Genomic DNA, 15,232 nt, shown 5'->3' with positions numbered 1-15,232 from the left:
TGCAATGCCGAAAAGTTGCGGAGGAGGAGAAAGGCACGGTTAACGCGGCATCTTGATTATATTTAAAATCCTATTCATCAATTGGGCGGGAAAAGCCATTGTTACGGGCAATTTTCGCCATATTCAGGAGCTTATCTGTGGCCGGTCATGTTCTCGTGCAGCGTTTCAAAAGGATTGTCGCCATGCGTTTCGTCGTCGCCACGCTTTTGGCTACAGCAAGCTTCCTGTCGCCGATGAGCGGTTTTGCCGAGAGCGCCGATGTGGAGGCGACGATCAAGAAGGTCGATACGGCAAATCTCGTGCTGACGCTCGATGACGGCAAGACCTATCAGGCGCCCGAAGAATTCAATTTCGACGGCCTCGAAGCCGGCGTGAAGGTCATCGTCTTCTATACCGAGGTCGACGGGAAGCGCGTCATCAACGATCTCGACATCGTCAAGTAGGCAGGCCTGATGGAAGCGTGTCGCGTTGACAGGGGTCAGCGACGCGCTTTTCACTGTCTACACGTATCATCACAAAACAGCTGCAGATTTTCGGCTCTTCTTACAGCCAGACGATCGTCCGTTCGCTCGTGTCGATCCTGACGATTCGGTCCTGTGGGATACCGCCTTCGGCGGCGCTGCTTTTCGGCAGATCGGCGATCGTCTGGAACAGTGTGCGAATGACGCCGCCATGGGTCACGCAGACGGTCGGGCGATCGACGGAGCTCAACCACGAGCCAGTGCGCCAGGAGAGGATTTCGTAGCTTTCGGCATCGTCGCCGGGCGGGATGAAATCCCATTTCGAGGCGTTGCGTTCCGCCACCCGCTCGCGCTGCGTCGCCTTCAATTCCTTGAGGGTCGAGCCTTCCCAATCGCCGAAGGAAATCTCCACCAGCCTTGGATCGGTGCGGTAGGCAAGCGGCGGCAGGCCCATTGCCGTGCGGACGATTTCCATCGTCGCGCGCGTGCGTCCGAGCGGGCTTGCGACGAAATCGAATTCATCCACCGTGTCGCCGAGAATGCCGCGAAGCGCGAGGCCGTTCTGCCGGGCCTGTTCAAGCCCGACAGCATTCATCGGGACATCCTTCTGGCCCTGCAGGCGGCGCTCGGCATTCCAGTCGGTCTGGCCGTGTCTGATCACGTAGATAAGCACGGTCTCGGCTCCGCCTATGGAGAAATCAGTCCTTGACGACCGAAATGTCGGGAGCGTCGACCGCCTTCATGCCGATGACGTGATAACCGCTGTCGGCATGATGCACTTCGCCGGTGACGGAGCGCGACAGGTCCGACAGGAGATAGAGGCCGACATCGCCGACTTCCTCGATGGTGACGGTGCGGCGCAGCGGCGCGTTGTATTCGTTCCACTTCAGAATGTAGCGGAAATCGCCGATGCCCGAAGCGGCGAGCGTCTTGATCGGTCCGGCCGACACGGCGTTGACGCGGATGTTCTGCGGTCCGAGGTCGACGGCGAGATATTTGACGCTCGCTTCGAGCGCGGCCTTGGCGACACCCATGACGTTATAGTTCGGCATCACCTTTTCCGCACCGTAGTAGGTGAGGGTGAGCATCGAACCGCCTTCCGTCATCAGCTTCTCGGCGCGGCGTGCGACGGAGGTGAAGGAATAGACCGAGATCTGCATCGTCTTGGCGAAGTTATCGGGCGAGGTGTCGACGTAGCGGCCGGTCAGTTCGTCCTTGTCGGAGAAACCGATCGCATGCACGAGGAAGTCGATCTTGCCCCATAGCTTTTCGACATTCTCAAAAACTTCGTCGATGGTGGATTCGTCGGCGACGTCACAGTGGCCGACCAGCGTCGCGCCGATTTCGGCCGCGAGCGGTTCGACGCGCTTCTTCAGCGCATCGCCCTGGTAGGTGAGCGCGACTTCTCCGCCCTGTGCATGAATGGCCTTGGCAATACCCCACGCAATCGAACGATTGTTGGCGACACCCATGATGACGCCGCGTTTGCCTGCCATGAGGCCGGATGCTTGAGCCATATTTCGCTCCCTAGGAATCTGATCGATCCTGCCTATGGCATAGGCCGTTAATCGGTTCAAGCTTGGCCTGGATCATCAACTGTTAGGGATCGTAACAAAGGGTGCGATTGTCATAAAAATTTCACAGGAACAGGCCTTCGCGCATGCTTCTCATGAGATCGGTGACTTTGTCGTCGGGTTTTTCCCACAGCATGATGCGCAATTCGACGACGAGATCGCCCCTGCCACCCTCTTCGCGAGGCAATCCCTGGTCGGGAATCCGGATCGTCTTGTCCGAGCCGGACCATGCGGGAACAGTCACGGTGAGCGGCCCGCTCGGCCCATCGATGCGAGCCTCGGTGCCGAGCACGGCATTTTCGATGCTGAGCGGCAGGACGGCGCGCAGATCGAAACCGTCGACCGTGAAGCGCGGATCGGGCGCGATGCGGATGGCGATGACGGCATCGCCGCGCTGCATGCCGGGCAGCTTGAATCCCTGTCCCTTGAGCCGCACCTCATGACCATCCGTCGTGCCGGCCGGCAGGGCGAAGCCGATTTCGCGGCCTTCCGGCAGCGAGGCCGTAACCCAACTGCCCTTCAGGACGTCGTCGATCGTGACAGTGGCAGTCGTCACCTCGTCGGGCGCTTTTTCCAGCCCCGTATCCTTGGCGCCGGTGAAGCGGCGCACCAGCGACGTCAGGATGCTGAGCGGCAGTGACAGGTTGGCGGCGCCATTGGCCGCAGCCTCGCCGGTCTCGCCGTCGCCTTTGATGTCGCCCTCGGCGTCGTCGCCATCCATGCGCTTGCTGGCTTCGGCCTGTGTCTGGTTCTGTGGCTGCTGGTTGGGGGCCTGATGAGCGCGGCTCTGCGCCTGGCCGCCGGCCGCCGCCCGCGCACCGAAGATCCGCTCCACCATCTCCTCGGCCGCTTCGCCAGTGCCGGCCTGTTGCCTGGAACTGTCGGCCGCCGCCTTCTGGGCGGCTCGCGCCAGCTCTTCCATCACACGCTCGGCATTGGCCTGCGCCGCCTTGGCGCGGACGGCCGCTTCGCGTGCGGCCTGGCGCTGCTGCATGATTGTCTGTTCCTGCTTCTTGGCTTCCGCCATGCGCACGGCATTGTCGAACAGGCTGCGCTTGCGCGGATCCTTCAGCGTTTCGTAAGCGCGGCCGATCTCGGCGAACCGGGCGGCGGCGGTCGGATCGTCCCGATTGTGATCGGGATGGACGGCCTTGGCCATGTTGCGCCAGGCCGCCTTGATCTCGTCTGCCGCAGCGTCACGCTTGACGCCGAGAATCTTGTAAGGATCGCGCATGTAAACCGCCGGTGTTGCGATGCGGCGGGCGCTGTCCTTGCCCGGCATCCCGCCCAATATCAAAAGTCCAATATCAACTCGCCGGCCGCCACCCGCCGCAAAGGCAGGGAAAGCCACTCTCGACATCGATCGTGCGGCCGAGTTGCTAATCACTTCTTATTTCTGTCGGGAGATGGGAGGTGTTTTGCTGTAAATGGTTAGCTCTTTGCTAAGCATTTGGCAGAAAGTGCCTGGCCGTTAACTTCCTCGGCGCAGCACGTCGTTTCAGGCGCGTAAAGACGCCGCAGGGCTTAGAATTGCGGAGCAGAGCAGGGCTTTCCCGGGAATCCGTTGCCGGATCAGCTTTCCGGCTGGAAGCTCAGGAGCTGCCAGTTGCCGCCGCCGACGAGGCACGTCTTGCCGTAGAATTTGGCGATGCCGACATAGGAATGGCGCGTCGTGCGGAACTGGCGGCAGACCTGGCCCGATTCATTGTTCTCGACGATCGTATCGATGACACCGGCGCTGCCCGTCGATGCATTCGCCCAGGGAAGCGGCTGGCCTTCGAGCCTATGCACGTCGGCGGACGTTACGGCGTTGCGCACGGTCATTTCGTCGGAGAGCGTATCGGTGCTCGGCGGCGTCTGCGGTACGGTGCCGGTTGCCACCGACCGGTCGACCTTTGCTTCGCTCAGAAAGTCCATGCCGCTGCCGACGCAGCCCGAAAGCGACAGCATCGCAACGCCAGTGACGAAGAGTCGTCGCAGGCTCTTTGTATGGCGATATGACTTTGCTATGACTTCCACCCTGCGTCCTGTCCAGTCATTGAAAAGCTGGGCGCCTGTTGAATAATCCGGGGCATTTGAACCAATATGTCGGCAAACGAGTTAACAAGCGGTGACTTTACCGAAAGTGGCGAGCCCTTCAAGCTCTTTGCCGAATGGCTGAAGGAAGCCGAGGCCTCCGAACCCAATGACCCGAATGCCGTGGCTCTGGCGACGGTCGACGAGGATGGTCTTCCCAATGTCCGCATGGTTCTCCTGAAGGGATTCGACGAAGACGGATTCGTCTTCTACACCAATTTCGAGAGCCAGAAAGGTCGCGAAATCTTGGGGCAGAAAAAAGCCGCCATGTGTTTCCACTGGAAAAGCCTGCGGCGCCAGGTGCGGTTGCGCGGCCCGGTCGAGATCGTGCCCGATGCCGAAGCGGATGCCTATTTTAAAACACGTGCGCGCGGCAGCCGCATCGGCGCCTGGGCTTCCAAACAATCCCGCCCGCTCGAAAGCCGATTCGCGCTGGAGAAAGCGGTGGCCGAATATACCGCGCGCTATGCCATCGGCGAGATTCCGCGTCCCGCCCACTGGTCCGGCTTCCGCATCCGGCCGACGTCGATCGAATTCTGGAAGGACCAGAAATTCCGCCTGCATGACCGTATCGAATTTCGCCGGCCGTCACCGGAAGGCGAATGGGAAAAGGTGCGGATGTATCCCTGAGGGATCTACCTGCCCATGAGCTTCAGCGGGATGCCGGAGGCGAGTGCGGAGACGTAGCGTCGCTTCTGGTAGAAGCCGTTGAGCGAAATGCGCGGCAGATAGGCGGTCCGGCCGGCTGCCGGCAGGCCCGGTTGCGTGGTGACGGCGATCGCAAAGCCGAGATTGGCTGATATTTGCGCCTCGCGGGCCGTCGCGGCCTCAGGCGTGCCGTAGGGATAGGCGATCGTCCTCGGGCGAATGCCGGTCACCGCCTCGACGTAATCCGCCGAAGCCTGCATCTCGATTCGCGCTTCGGCCTCGGGCAGGCGGGCAAGCGCGCGATGGCTGATCGTATGGGCGCCGAGCGCTGCGAGCGGACGCCTGGCGAGCCACTGCAATTCGCCGGGTCCCATCACCAGGTCGCGCGTGATGTCTGTCGGCTCGATGCCGTTTTCCCGTGCCAGCAGGTCGATGGCAGCGACGGCGAAGGCCTCGTCGGAGCGGTGGATGTAAGCGGCGAAACGATCGAAAGCGTTCCATTGCTGCTGCGGACTGTCGAGCGCAAGCCGCTCCCTGCCGCGGCCGAAGTCAAAACGCAGTTCCGGCGCCTGGCGCAGCAGGACGGTGAGCGTCTCCCACCAGATGCTGTGCGAGCCCTCGGCGAAGCCTTGGGCGACGAACACCGTGAACGGCGCCTGATGCCGCTCGAAGACGGGTAGCGCATGCTCCAGATTATTGCGGTATCCGTCGTCGAGCGTGAAGGCGGCGAACGGCTGCGCGCCCTCGGGCTCGGCCAGCAATGCTGGCACGGCATCGAGCGGCACGAAGCGGTAGCCCTCCCGTTTCAATTGCCGCAACGCCGCGTCGAGAAAGCCGGGGGTGATTTCGAGATGTGCGTTCGGCTCGAAAGCCTGAGGCGCGTGCGGGCGGACATGATGCAGCGTGAAGACGACGCCGCGCCCGCGCGCCGCGCGCATCCGGCCGGCCAAGGCGAGAAGCCAGGATGCCTCGAGCCCGGCGCCGATCGCCGCGCGTTTTGCCAGTCGCTTCAATTGTCCCGTCATGCGGCGCCCGCCCATTTGAGCAATTCCCGCAAGGCCTTGCGTCCGGAATGCGTGAAACGAAAAGAGAGCATTTTTGGCTTGGAGAAATCGGGAAATGCTCTAGTTTTGCCGAAACTAGCAGGTGCAACTTAAGCCTTGCTGAATCCCGATACTGCACAGCTTTTTTCGTTCTTGTTAACCAAGACGATGAAAAGACTAGAAAAACGGTAGGCGTTGCCGCAAAGTCGCGCCAAACTTGCGGCTTCTGTCACATTACGGCACAAGTGCCGGTCTTATCGAGACCAAGCGCATTGAGGGGAAGTGCATGAGAAAGCTTTTGGCGGCTGTTTTGACCGTAACGCTTGCCGTTTCGGCGCCTCTTGCTGCCCTGGCCGGCAGCGCTTCGCTCATCCTCGATGCCCGCACCGGCAAGGTTCTCGCCTCCGAGAACGCCGATACGCTGAACCATCCCGCCTCGCTGACGAAGATGATGACGCTCTACCTTACCTTCGAGGCTCTGAAACGCGGGAAGATCAGCTGGGACACGCCGATCAAGATGTCGAAATATGCCGCAGCAAGGCCGCCGACCAAGCTCGGCGTCAAGGCGGGCGGCACGATCACCGTGCGCGAGGCGGTTTATGGCATGATCGTCAAATCCGCCAACGATGCCGCCGCCGCCATGGCCGAGAAGCTCGGCGGCTCGGAAAGCGGCTTTGCCCGGATGATGACCGCGAAGGCGCGCCAGCTCGGCATGAGCCGCACCGTCTTCGTCAACGCGTCAGGCCTGCCGAACAGCAGCCAGGTCACGACGGCGCGCGACATGTCGACGCTCGCGGTGGCGCTGATGAAGAACTATCCGAACGAGTACCGGCTGTTTTCGGCGGCAAGCTTCAATTTCCGCGGCCGGACAGTCCGCGGCCACAACAATCTCATGTATCGCTACCAGGGCATGGACGGCATCAAGACGGGTTACACCAATGCCTCCGGCTTCAACCTCGTCAGCGCCGTGAAGGACGGCAACCGCCGTGTCGTCGGTGTCGTGCTCGGCGGCCGCACCGCCCGCAGCCGCGATGCCAAGATGGCTGGTTTGCTCGACCGTTATCTCGGCCGCGCCTCGTCTTCCGGCGGTGCCAGGCTGGTTGCAAGCGTCGGCGCCAAGGAATCCGTCGAAGTCGCTTCGGCCGCAGATGCTTCCGATGTTCCGGTGCCGCTGAGCGCGCCGCGCCCGGACGGCGAAGCCGCGCCGAAGAACCTGGCTGAGAACAGCCTGGCCTATGCCGACGATGCCGTCGTACCGCTCGAACGTCCGACCGCGATGGACGAGATCCTGAATGCCGGCAAGGCGCCGAAGACCGCGACGGAAAAGACCGGCGGAAACTGGCAGATACAGATCTCGGCCGCGCCCAGCGCCGATGCCGCCCGTGCTCTTCTCGCCCAGGCGCAGTCGGAAGGCGGCGCCCCGCTCGTTTCCGCTTCACCCTATACCGAGGCCGTCGGGCAGGGGGCAAACAGGATCTACCGCGCCCGCTTCGTCGGCTTCGCCAGCAAGGACGCTGCCGTTTCTGCCTGCGATGCGCTGAAGCAGCGTTCCTATGACTGCATGCTGCTGCCGGAACACGGCTGACCGCCGCTCTGGACTTTCATCGGGAATCAGCGTCTCCTCCATAAACAAAAGGAGAACGCCCATGCTGCGCCGTCTCGCCGACCAGTTCGAAACCTCTTCCTCTGTCCATGTCGCAGCCAACGGCATCGAGCGCGATGACGACTGGTTTCTGCTGAAACTGCAGGAGGAAATGGGCGAGCTGACGCAGGCATGGAACCGGCTGACAGGCCGCGGCCGTGCAAAGGGCCGCTCATCTGAAGATATGCAGCGAGACCTTGCCGATGAGACCGCCGACGTCCTCGGCCATCTCCTGCTTTTCGCCCGTCGCAACGATATCGATCTTGCCGCGGCGATCGAGCGGAAATGGCTGTTTCAGCCCGTAGAGACGCCGAAAGCTTAAGCGCCGCGCGATCTCTACCCGAATGGCATCGACGTCAAAAGATTTTGCTCAATCCGGTTACGAACCAAAACGAGAGCGCGGAAATGATCGCCGCCGCCGGCAGGGTGACGACCCATGCGACCACGATGTTGCCCGCCAGCCCCCACCGGACGGCAGACACGCGCCTTGCCGCGCCGACGCCGATGATGGCGCCGGTGATGGTGTGCGTTGTCGAAACGGGTATGCCGAGCCATGTGGCGCCGAAGAGCGTCAAGGCGCCGCCCGTTTCGGCGCAGAAGCCTTGCATCGGGTTCAGCTTGGTGATCTTCGATCCCATCGTATGAACGATGCGCCAGCCGCCGAACAGCGTGCCGAGCGCCATCGCGGCCTGGCATGAAAGCACGACCCAGAAGGGTACGTGAAAGCTGCCGCCGAGGTAGCCCTGTGAATAGAGAAGGACGGCGATAATGCCCATGGTCTTCTGGGCGTCGTTGCCGCCATGGCCGAGCGAATAAAGTGACGCGGATACGAATTGCAGGAAGCGAAACGACCGGTCGACTGCGAACGGGGTCTGCCGGATGAAGATCCAGGACACCGCCAGGATGAGGAACAAGGCGAGAAGAAAGCCGATCATCGGTGACATGACGATTGCCGCACCCGTCTTGAAAAGACCGCTCCAGACAATCGAGCTCATTCCCGTTTTGGCCAGGCCCGCTCCGACCAGGCCGCCGACCAGCGCATGGGAGGAGCTGGAGGGGATGCCGAATATCCAGGTCACGACATTCCAGACGATGGCGCCGATGAGCGCTGCGAAAATCACCTGCGGCGTGACGATTCCCGGATCGATGATTCCGGTGCCGAGGGTCTCGGCGACATGAAGCCCAAAGAACAGGAAAGCGATGAAATTGAAGAAGGCCGCCCAGAAGACGGCATATTGCGGCCTTAGAACCCGCGTCGATACGATTGTTGCAATCGAGTTGGCGGCATCATGCAAACCGTTGAGGAAATCGAACAGCAAGGCAATGCCGATGAGGCCGACGAGAAGGGGAAAAGCGAGGGCGGCATCCATCAGACATTCTCGATTACGATGCCGCTGATCTCATTGGCGACATCCTCGAAACGGTCGACCACCTTTTCCAGCTCACCGTAGATCTGACTGCCGATCATATAGGCCATCGCATTGCCGGTACCGTGCCGGCGAAACAGATCCTTGAGCCCCTGGTCATGCAGTTCGTCGGATCGCCCTTCCACACTCGTAACCTGCTCGACGATCGCCAAAAGCCGCGGTGCATTGGCGCTGATGCGATCAAGCAACGGGATCGCTTCGGCAATAAGAACGGCCGCCTCGACGACGGTCTTGCCCATCTCCCGCATGCCGGGATCGAAGCTGCTCTGCTCGAAGAGGCGAATGGTCTTGACGGTCTTGTGCATCATATCGATCGCATCATCCATGGATTGGATGAGATCCTTGATGTCTCCGCGATCGAAAGGCGTGATGAAGCTTCGCCGGACGGCCTGCATGACTTCGCGTGTGATATTGTCGGCCTGGTCTTCCAACCGTACGATCGTCTCGCATTGACGCTCGATCTCGACCCCTGACAGCAGCCTGTCGAGAGCCTGTGAGGCTTCGACGATCGTCTTGGAGTGTTGTTCGAAGAGTTCGAAGAAACGGTCTTCACGTGGCATCAACTTTCGAAACCAGCCAAGCATGATCACCTCGATTAGGTCTGCGCTATGGACGGCGAAAACAGGCCGTCCTTATGACAGCCCGTGTCCTAAACTCTATGTTGTTGATGCGATAGGGGCGAATTGTGATTTATGACAGATTTATGACAGTGCCGCCGCGAAGTCAGTCGAGCTTATATCGGTAGAATTTGCTGTCCACCGCCATCAGCGGAAACGATCGGGGCAGGTCCGCCTTCGCAAGCTCGCTAAAGCCGTTCTTCTCGTAGAAGCGGTGCGCGGCGACGAATTTGTCGGTCGTGCCGAGGAAGATATCGGTGAGGCCGGTCTCCCTGGCATGGGCGAACAACCGGTCGAGAAGCCGCGCCGCCACGCCATGCTCACGGCCGCGAACCTCCGCTGAGACGAACATCTTGCGCAGCGCCGCCTGGTTGTTGCCGATATCCTTGAGCCCGAGCGTTCCGACGATGGCGCCGTTCCAGACGGCGACCCAGAACTGCCCTTTGCCGGACTGGTAGTAATCCGGGATGACCCTGAGATCGGGCTGCGCATCCGCGGTGATATTGATGCCGAACTCCTCGCGCTGGATCGGCAGGATCACCGAAAGCACGTCGTCGGCGTCATCGACGGTGAAAGCTCTGATTTCCACGTCCGCCATCGATGAGCCTCCCGCCTCAGGCCTGCGTGCCGCCGACAGTGACCTGATCCATGCGCAGATGCGGCTGGCCGACGCCGACGGGAACCCATTGGCCGGCCTTGCCGCAATTGCCGATGCCGGTGTCGAGCTTCATGTCGTTGCCGATCATCGACACCCGCTTCATCGCATCCGGCCCGTTGCCGATCAGCATGGCGCCCTTGATCGGCGCGCCGATCTTGCCGTTCTCGATCAGATAGGCTTCGGTGCAGCCGAAGACGAACTTGCCGGAGGTGATGTCCACTTGGCCGCCGCCGAATGAGACGGCGTAGACGCCCTTCTTCACCGAGGCGATGATCTCCTCGGGTGTCTTGTCGCCGCCGAGCATGTAGGTGTTGGTCATGCGCGGCATCGGCACATGGGCATAACCCTGGCGGCGGCCGTTGCCGGTGGGCTGCATGCCCATCAACCGGGCGTTCTGCCGGTCCTGCATGTAGCCGACGAGCTTGCCGTTCTCGATCAGCACATTATAGGCGGACGGCGTGCCTTCGTCGTCGATGGTGATCGAGCCGCGGCGGCTGTCGATCGTGCCGTCGTCGACGACGGTGACTCCGGGGGCCGCGACCATCTGGCCGAGAAGCCCGGCAAAGGCCGACGTCTTCTTGCGGTTGAAATCACCTTCCAGCCCGTGGCCGACGGCCTCGTGCAGCATGACACCAGGCCATCCCGAACCGAGAACGACGTCCATCGTTCCCGCCGGCGCATCGATCGCTTCGAGGTTCACGAGCGCCTGGCGCAATGCCTCGTCGGCACCGTATTGCCAGCTTCCGGTCGCGATGAAATCACCGAAGCCGATGCGGCCGCCCTGGCCGTAGGAGCCGCTTTCCTGACGTTCGCCTTCACCGACCACGACCGAGATATTGATGCGCGTCATCGGTCTTATGTCGTGGACGCGGTGCCCATCGGCGCGCAGGATGTCGACCACCTGCCAGCTTGCCGCCACCGAAGCCGTGACTTGCCTCACCTTGTCGTTCTTGTTCCTGAGATAGGCGTCGATATCGGTCAGCACCTTCACCTTCTCCTCGAAGGTCGGCGAGCCGATCGGATTTTCGTCGGTATAGAGCTTGCGGTTCGTGCCCTGGGGCGCTGCCGCGTAAGAGCCGGAATAACCGCGCGTCACGGCGCCGACCGCATCTGCCGCCCGCTTCAGCGCCGAGACGGAAAGATCGCCGGCATGGGCGTAACCCACTGCTTCGCCGGCAACCGCGCGCAGGCCGAACCCTTGCTCGGTATTGAAGCTGCCACCCTTCAGCCGGCCATTGTCGAAGGTCAGCGCTTCCGCCTGCGCGTGTTCGATGAAGAGCTCGCCGTCATCGGCGCCGGACAAGGCTTCGGCGACGAGACCGCGCATCGCGGCTTCATCGGCATCGAAAAGCGTCAGGAGATCGGTGGTCATGTCTTATGCTCCGCTGAAGAGCAGGAGTGCTCATAGCCGATGTAGGTCTGATGGATTGTCCGAGCAAGCCCTGCGTCTCAGGGAAGGGCGTCGAAGCCTTCGGCGAAGCCCTTGAGATCGACGGGGATGCCGATGCCTTCTTCCGGTGTCTGGAAGACGATGAAGGTTGCCTGGGCGCCGCTGCGGAAGGTCTTGAGCAACTCGTCTTCGAGCACGACCTCGGCATAGCAGCCGTCGGCGAAGCAGCGCACGAAATAGGCGCGGCCGATATCCTTGCCGTCGACATTGAGCCCGAGCCCGTTCGGCAGGAGAACGCCGAGAGGTGCCAGCACCCGCAGAATCTTCGACTTGCGGTCGGCCGTCTTCAAGACGACGACGGAAAGCCCGACCTCCGGCCGGTCCTCGGCGATGACGTTCTGCATCAGCGCGCATTGTTCGGTCGCAGCACCCGCCGGCTTGTCGCAGACGACCGACCATGCGCCATGATTGGATTTCACCGTGCCGGGCGCCTGCGGTTGGGTCTGGCCGGGCGTCACCTGGATATTCGGATTGGCGGCTGAGGGCTGCTGCGCCGGAGCAGGGGCCGGCGCCGAAGCGGGCGGCTTTGCCTGCGACGGAGCGGCGGGCTGCTGCGCGAAAACGGGCGTCGTCGCCGCGGCCGCGATGCTGGCGGTCAGGAGAAGCGACCGCGCGAGGGAACGGAAACCCATGAAAACCTCTGGATATCGAATCATTGCCGCTATTGTTGAAGCTGCCCACTGAAAATGAAAAGCCCTACCCCGTGAAAACCGGGGGACTGCGGCAGAAATTGGACCTTTCGGCAAGAATGTTCGGGCATCGGATTGGCCGGAAAGGCGATTTTTCGTATGCTGATGAAAAACTTGGAATGTTTTGCCGTTCCGGCCTGCCTGCGCTTTAAGCAAAAATGCCGCATAGACAATTGCTCTGGCCTGTTGCGGCAAATGCCAAACTGTGGTTTGAAGCGCTGAAGATGGCAAGGATTCTGCGTTCGATTTTGCAGGTCAAGCGCTCGAGGGAGATAATAAGGTGATGAAGAAGGCTTATGCAGCTCTGACCGCGCTGGTCTGTCTGCTTTTTGCTTCCGGCACATATGCCGACCAGCCGATGCCGTGGCAGGCGACGCTGCAGCCGGCGGCGACGCCGATCATGCGGGAAATTCATTGGTTCGAACAATATACCCTGTGGTTTATCGTTCCGATCACGCTCTTCGTTCTGATCCTGCTCATTGTCGTCTGCTTCAAGTTCCGCGCCAGCGCGAACCCGGTGCCGTCGAAGACGAGCCACAACACGCTGATCGAAGTGGTCTGGACCGTGGGGCCGGTCCTGGTGCTGCTCTTTCTCGCCATTCCTTCGTTCAATCTTCTGACGGCGCAGCTGACGCTGCCCGAAAACCCGGACGTCACGATCAAGGCGACCGCCACCCAATGGCAGTGGAATTATGAATATGAAGGTGCCGGCGAAAGCCCGCTCGCCTTCGATTCCTATCTCCTGAAGGATCAGGACCGCGCGGCCGCCGGCAAGGAAGACAAGTCGGTCTATCCAAGGCTTCTCGCCGTGGACAATGAGCTGGTCCTGCCGGTCAACAAGACTGTTCGCGTTCTCGTGACAGCGGCGCCCACCGACGTCATTCACGCCTTCGCCATGCCGTCCTTCGGCGTCAAGATCGATGCCGTGCCGGGCCGCCTGAACGAAACCTGGTTCAGGGCCGAGCGCGAAGGCCTGTTCTACGGCCAGTGTTCCGAGCTCTGCGGCAAGGACCATGCGTTCATGCCGATCGCCATCCGCGTCGTCTCCGAGGACAAGTACAAGCAGTGGCTGACCACGGCCGCCAGCGACCTGCCCGGCGCCTACAAGACACTCATGGCTGCAACCGATGGTCCCGCAAAGACCGTCGACGTTGCCGAAGCACAGTAATTAAAGGGGATCGGGACAATGGCTGGACCTTCCGCTCACGATCATTCTCATGATCACGCCCATCACGACCATGCGCATGACGATCATCACGATCACTCGCATAAGCCGAGCTTCGCCAATCGCTGGCTGTTCTCGACGAACCACAAGGACATCGGCACGCTCTATCTGATCTTCGCGATCATTGCCGGCATCATCGGCGGCGCGCTTTCCGTCGCCATGCGCATGGAGCTGCAGGAGCCGGGCATCCAGATCTTCCATGGCCTCGCCTCGATGGTCTACGGCTATGAGGGCGATGCCGCGATCGACGGCGCCAAGCAGATGTTCAACATGTTCACGACGGCGCACGCGCTGATCATGATCTTCTTCATGGTCATGCCGGCGATGATCGGCGGCTTCGCCAACTGGATGGTGCCGATCATGATCGGTGCTCCCGACATGGCCTTCCCGCGCCTGAACAACATCTCCTTCTGGCTGATCGTTCCCGCCTTTGCTCTCCTGCTGCTGTCGATGTTCGTCGAAGGCCCTGCAGGCGCCTACGGCACGGGCGGCGGCTGGACGATGTATCCGCCGCTGGCGACGAGCGGCACGCCCGGACCGGCGGTCGACCTTGCGATCTTCGCGCTCCACATTGCCGGCGCCTCGTCCATCCTCGGTGCGATCAACTTCATCACCACGATCCTGAACATGCGCGCCCCCGGCATGACGCTGCACAAGATGCCGCTGTTTGCCTGGTCCGTGCTGATCACCGCCTTCCTGCTGCTGCTGTCGCTGCCGGTCCTGGCAGGCGGCATCACCATGCTGCTGACCGACCGTAACTTCGGCACCTCCTTCTTCTCTCCGGAAGGCGGCGGCGACCCGATCCTCTACCAGCACCTGTTCTGGTTCTTCGGTCATCCCGAGGTCTACATCCTCATCCTGCCGGGCTTCGGCATGATCAGCCACATCATCTCGACCTTCTCGAAGAAGCCGGTCTTCGGTTATCTCGGCATGGCCTACGCCATGGTCGCGATCGGCGCTGTCGGCTTCGTCGTCTGGGCTCACCACATGTACACGGTCGGCCTGTCGCTCGACGCGCAGCGCTACTTCGTCTTCGCCACGATGGTCATCGCCGTGCCGACGGGCGTGAAGATCTTCTCCTGGATTGCGACGATGTGGGGCGGTTCCATCTCGTTCCGCACGCCGATGATCTGGGCGATCGGCTTCATCTTCCTGTTCACGGTCGGCGGCGTCACGGGCGTCCAGCTCGCCAATGCCGGTCTCGACCGCTCGCTGCATGACACCTATTACGTCGTGGCTCACTTCCACTACGTTCTGTCGCTCGGCGCCGTCTTCGCGATCTTCGCGGGCTGGTACTACTGGTTCCCGAAGATGACCGGCTACCTGTACAGCGAGTTCCTCGGCAAGCTGCATTTCTGGATCATGTTCATCGGCGTCAACCTGGTGTTCTTCCCGCAGCACTTCCTCGGGCTCGCCGGCATGCCGCGCCGCTACATCGATTATCCGGATGCCTTCGCAGGCTGGAACTACGTATCGTCCATCGGCTCTTATATCTCGGCCTTCGGCGTATTGGTCTTCCTCTTCTGCGTCTTCGAAGCCTTCGCAAAGAAGCGCGTCGCCGGCGACAATCCGTGGGGCGAGGGTGCGACGACGCTCGAATGGCAGCTGCCTTCGCCGCCGCCCTATCACCAGTGGGAACAGCTTCCGCGCATCAAGTAATCTGCGCGGATATCAGGACGCCGTATCCGATATGGCGTCCTGATTTTGAGAAATTCAGGACTG

General features: G+C 61.4%; 16 protein-coding genes. 6 read left to right on the top strand and 10 right to left on the bottom strand.

Annotated elements, in window-relative coordinates; genetic code table 11:
- Positions 1-182 precede the first annotated feature (182 nt).
- Entirely contained in the window at positions 183-443 is a 261-nt protein-coding gene (locus tag QD408_RS08955) for a DUF1344 domain-containing protein (RefSeq protein ID WP_003569889.1), read from the top strand.
- Positions 444-543: 100 nt separating this feature from the next.
- Here QD408_RS08955 and QD408_RS08950 read toward each other — a convergent pair whose 3' ends face one another.
- From QD408_RS08950 to QD408_RS08935, 4 genes are all read right to left on the bottom strand, one after another.
- Positions 544-1,134: a histidine phosphatase family protein gene (locus QD408_RS08950; protein ID WP_414139057.1), complete on the bottom strand. Its 591-nt coding sequence runs from the start codon at positions 1,132-1,134 to the stop codon at positions 544-546.
- A 25-nt stretch (positions 1,135-1,159) separates the two neighbouring features.
- Positions 1,160-1,978 carry an enoyl-ACP reductase FabI gene (gene fabI / locus QD408_RS08945; protein ID WP_088680683.1) on the bottom strand — a complete coding sequence of 273 codons (819 nt, stop codon included), beginning with the start codon at positions 1,976-1,978 and terminating at the stop codon, positions 1,160-1,162.
- Positions 1,979-2,099: 121 nt separating this feature from the next.
- Entirely contained in the window at positions 2,100-3,269 is a 1,170-nt protein-coding gene (locus QD408_RS08940) for a DnaJ C-terminal domain-containing protein (protein ID WP_414139056.1), read from the bottom strand.
- A 338-nt stretch (positions 3,270-3,607) separates the two neighbouring features.
- Positions 3,608-4,054, bottom strand: a complete 447-nt coding sequence (locus tag QD408_RS08935) for an RT0821/Lpp0805 family surface protein (RefSeq protein WP_088680684.1) — start codon at positions 4,052-4,054, stop codon at positions 3,608-3,610.
- 66 nt (positions 4,055-4,120) lie between these two features.
- On the opposite strand from QD408_RS08935, the gene pdxH reads away from it, so the two are divergent.
- Positions 4,121-4,741: a pyridoxamine 5'-phosphate oxidase gene (gene pdxH / locus QD408_RS08930; RefSeq protein ID WP_088680685.1), complete on the top strand. Its 621-nt coding sequence runs from the start codon at positions 4,121-4,123 to the stop codon at positions 4,739-4,741.
- Between the two features lie 5 nt (positions 4,742-4,746).
- Here pdxH and QD408_RS08925 read toward each other — a convergent pair whose 3' ends face one another.
- The gene (locus tag QD408_RS08925; protein WP_414139054.1) at positions 4,747-5,784 is read right to left on the bottom strand and encodes a polysaccharide deacetylase family protein; all 1,038 of its coding nucleotides are present in this window, start codon (positions 5,782-5,784) and stop codon (positions 4,747-4,749) included.
- A gap of 304 nt (positions 5,785-6,088) precedes the next feature.
- Here QD408_RS08925 and QD408_RS08920 point away from each other — a divergent pair, with 304 nt between their 5' ends.
- Both QD408_RS08920 and QD408_RS08915 read left to right on the top strand, forming a co-directional pair.
- A complete protein-coding gene (locus tag QD408_RS08920) occupies positions 6,089-7,387 on the top strand; it encodes a D-alanyl-D-alanine carboxypeptidase family protein (protein ID WP_088680686.1) in 1,299 nt (432 codons plus the stop codon).
- A 61-nt stretch (positions 7,388-7,448) separates the two neighbouring features.
- Positions 7,449-7,766, top strand: a complete 318-nt coding sequence (locus QD408_RS08915) for a pyrophosphatase (RefSeq protein WP_414139053.1) — start codon at positions 7,449-7,451, stop codon at positions 7,764-7,766.
- 34 nt (positions 7,767-7,800) lie between these two features.
- On the opposite strand, the gene QD408_RS08910 is transcribed toward QD408_RS08915, so the two are convergent.
- The 5 genes from QD408_RS08910 to QD408_RS08890 all read right to left on the bottom strand — a co-directional run bounded on the left by QD408_RS08910 (position 7,801) and on the right by QD408_RS08890 (position 12,252).
- Positions 7,801-8,814 (bottom strand): anion permease, encoded by a 1,014-nt coding sequence (locus tag QD408_RS08910; RefSeq protein ID WP_414139052.1) that lies wholly within the window; start codon positions 8,812-8,814, stop codon positions 7,801-7,803.
- Entirely contained in the window at positions 8,814-9,455 is a 642-nt protein-coding gene (locus tag QD408_RS08905; RefSeq protein WP_414139051.1) for a DUF47 domain-containing protein, read from the bottom strand. The genes QD408_RS08910 and QD408_RS08905 overlap by 1 nt, the downstream gene beginning before the upstream one ends.
- 139 nt (positions 9,456-9,594) lie before the next feature.
- Positions 9,595-10,086: a GNAT family N-acetyltransferase gene (locus tag QD408_RS08900; protein ID WP_414139050.1), complete on the bottom strand. Its 492-nt coding sequence runs from the start codon at positions 10,084-10,086 to the stop codon at positions 9,595-9,597.
- A 16-nt stretch (positions 10,087-10,102) separates the two neighbouring features.
- Entirely contained in the window at positions 10,103-11,518 is a 1,416-nt protein-coding gene (gene tldD, locus QD408_RS08895; RefSeq protein ID WP_088680691.1) for a metalloprotease TldD, read from the bottom strand.
- Positions 11,519-11,595: 77 nt separating this feature from the next.
- On the bottom strand, positions 11,596-12,252 hold the full coding sequence (locus QD408_RS08890) for an invasion associated locus B family protein (protein ID WP_414139049.1): 657 nt from the start codon (positions 12,250-12,252) through the stop codon (positions 11,596-11,598).
- Positions 12,253-12,568: 316 nt separating this feature from the next.
- Between QD408_RS08890 and coxB the strand changes: the two genes are divergently transcribed.
- Together coxB and ctaD are read left to right on the top strand one after the other, a co-directional pair.
- Positions 12,569-13,453 carry a cytochrome c oxidase subunit II gene (coxB, locus tag QD408_RS08885; RefSeq protein WP_414139119.1) on the top strand — a complete coding sequence of 295 codons (885 nt, stop codon included), beginning with the start codon at positions 12,569-12,571 and terminating at the stop codon, positions 13,451-13,453.
- 18 nt (positions 13,454-13,471) lie between these two features.
- A complete protein-coding gene (ctaD, locus tag QD408_RS08880) occupies positions 13,472-15,169 on the top strand; it encodes a cytochrome c oxidase subunit I (protein ID WP_088680694.1) in 1,698 nt (565 codons plus the stop codon).
- Positions 15,170-15,232 lie beyond the last annotated feature (63 nt).

It is taken from the genome of Rhizobium sp. BR 249, from assembly GCF_047445895.1.
Lineage (GTDB): Bacteria > Pseudomonadota > Alphaproteobacteria > Rhizobiales > Rhizobiaceae > Rhizobium.
The sequence above is the reverse complement of the archived record's forward strand: the minus strand, read 5'-3'. Positions and strand labels throughout refer to the sequence as shown.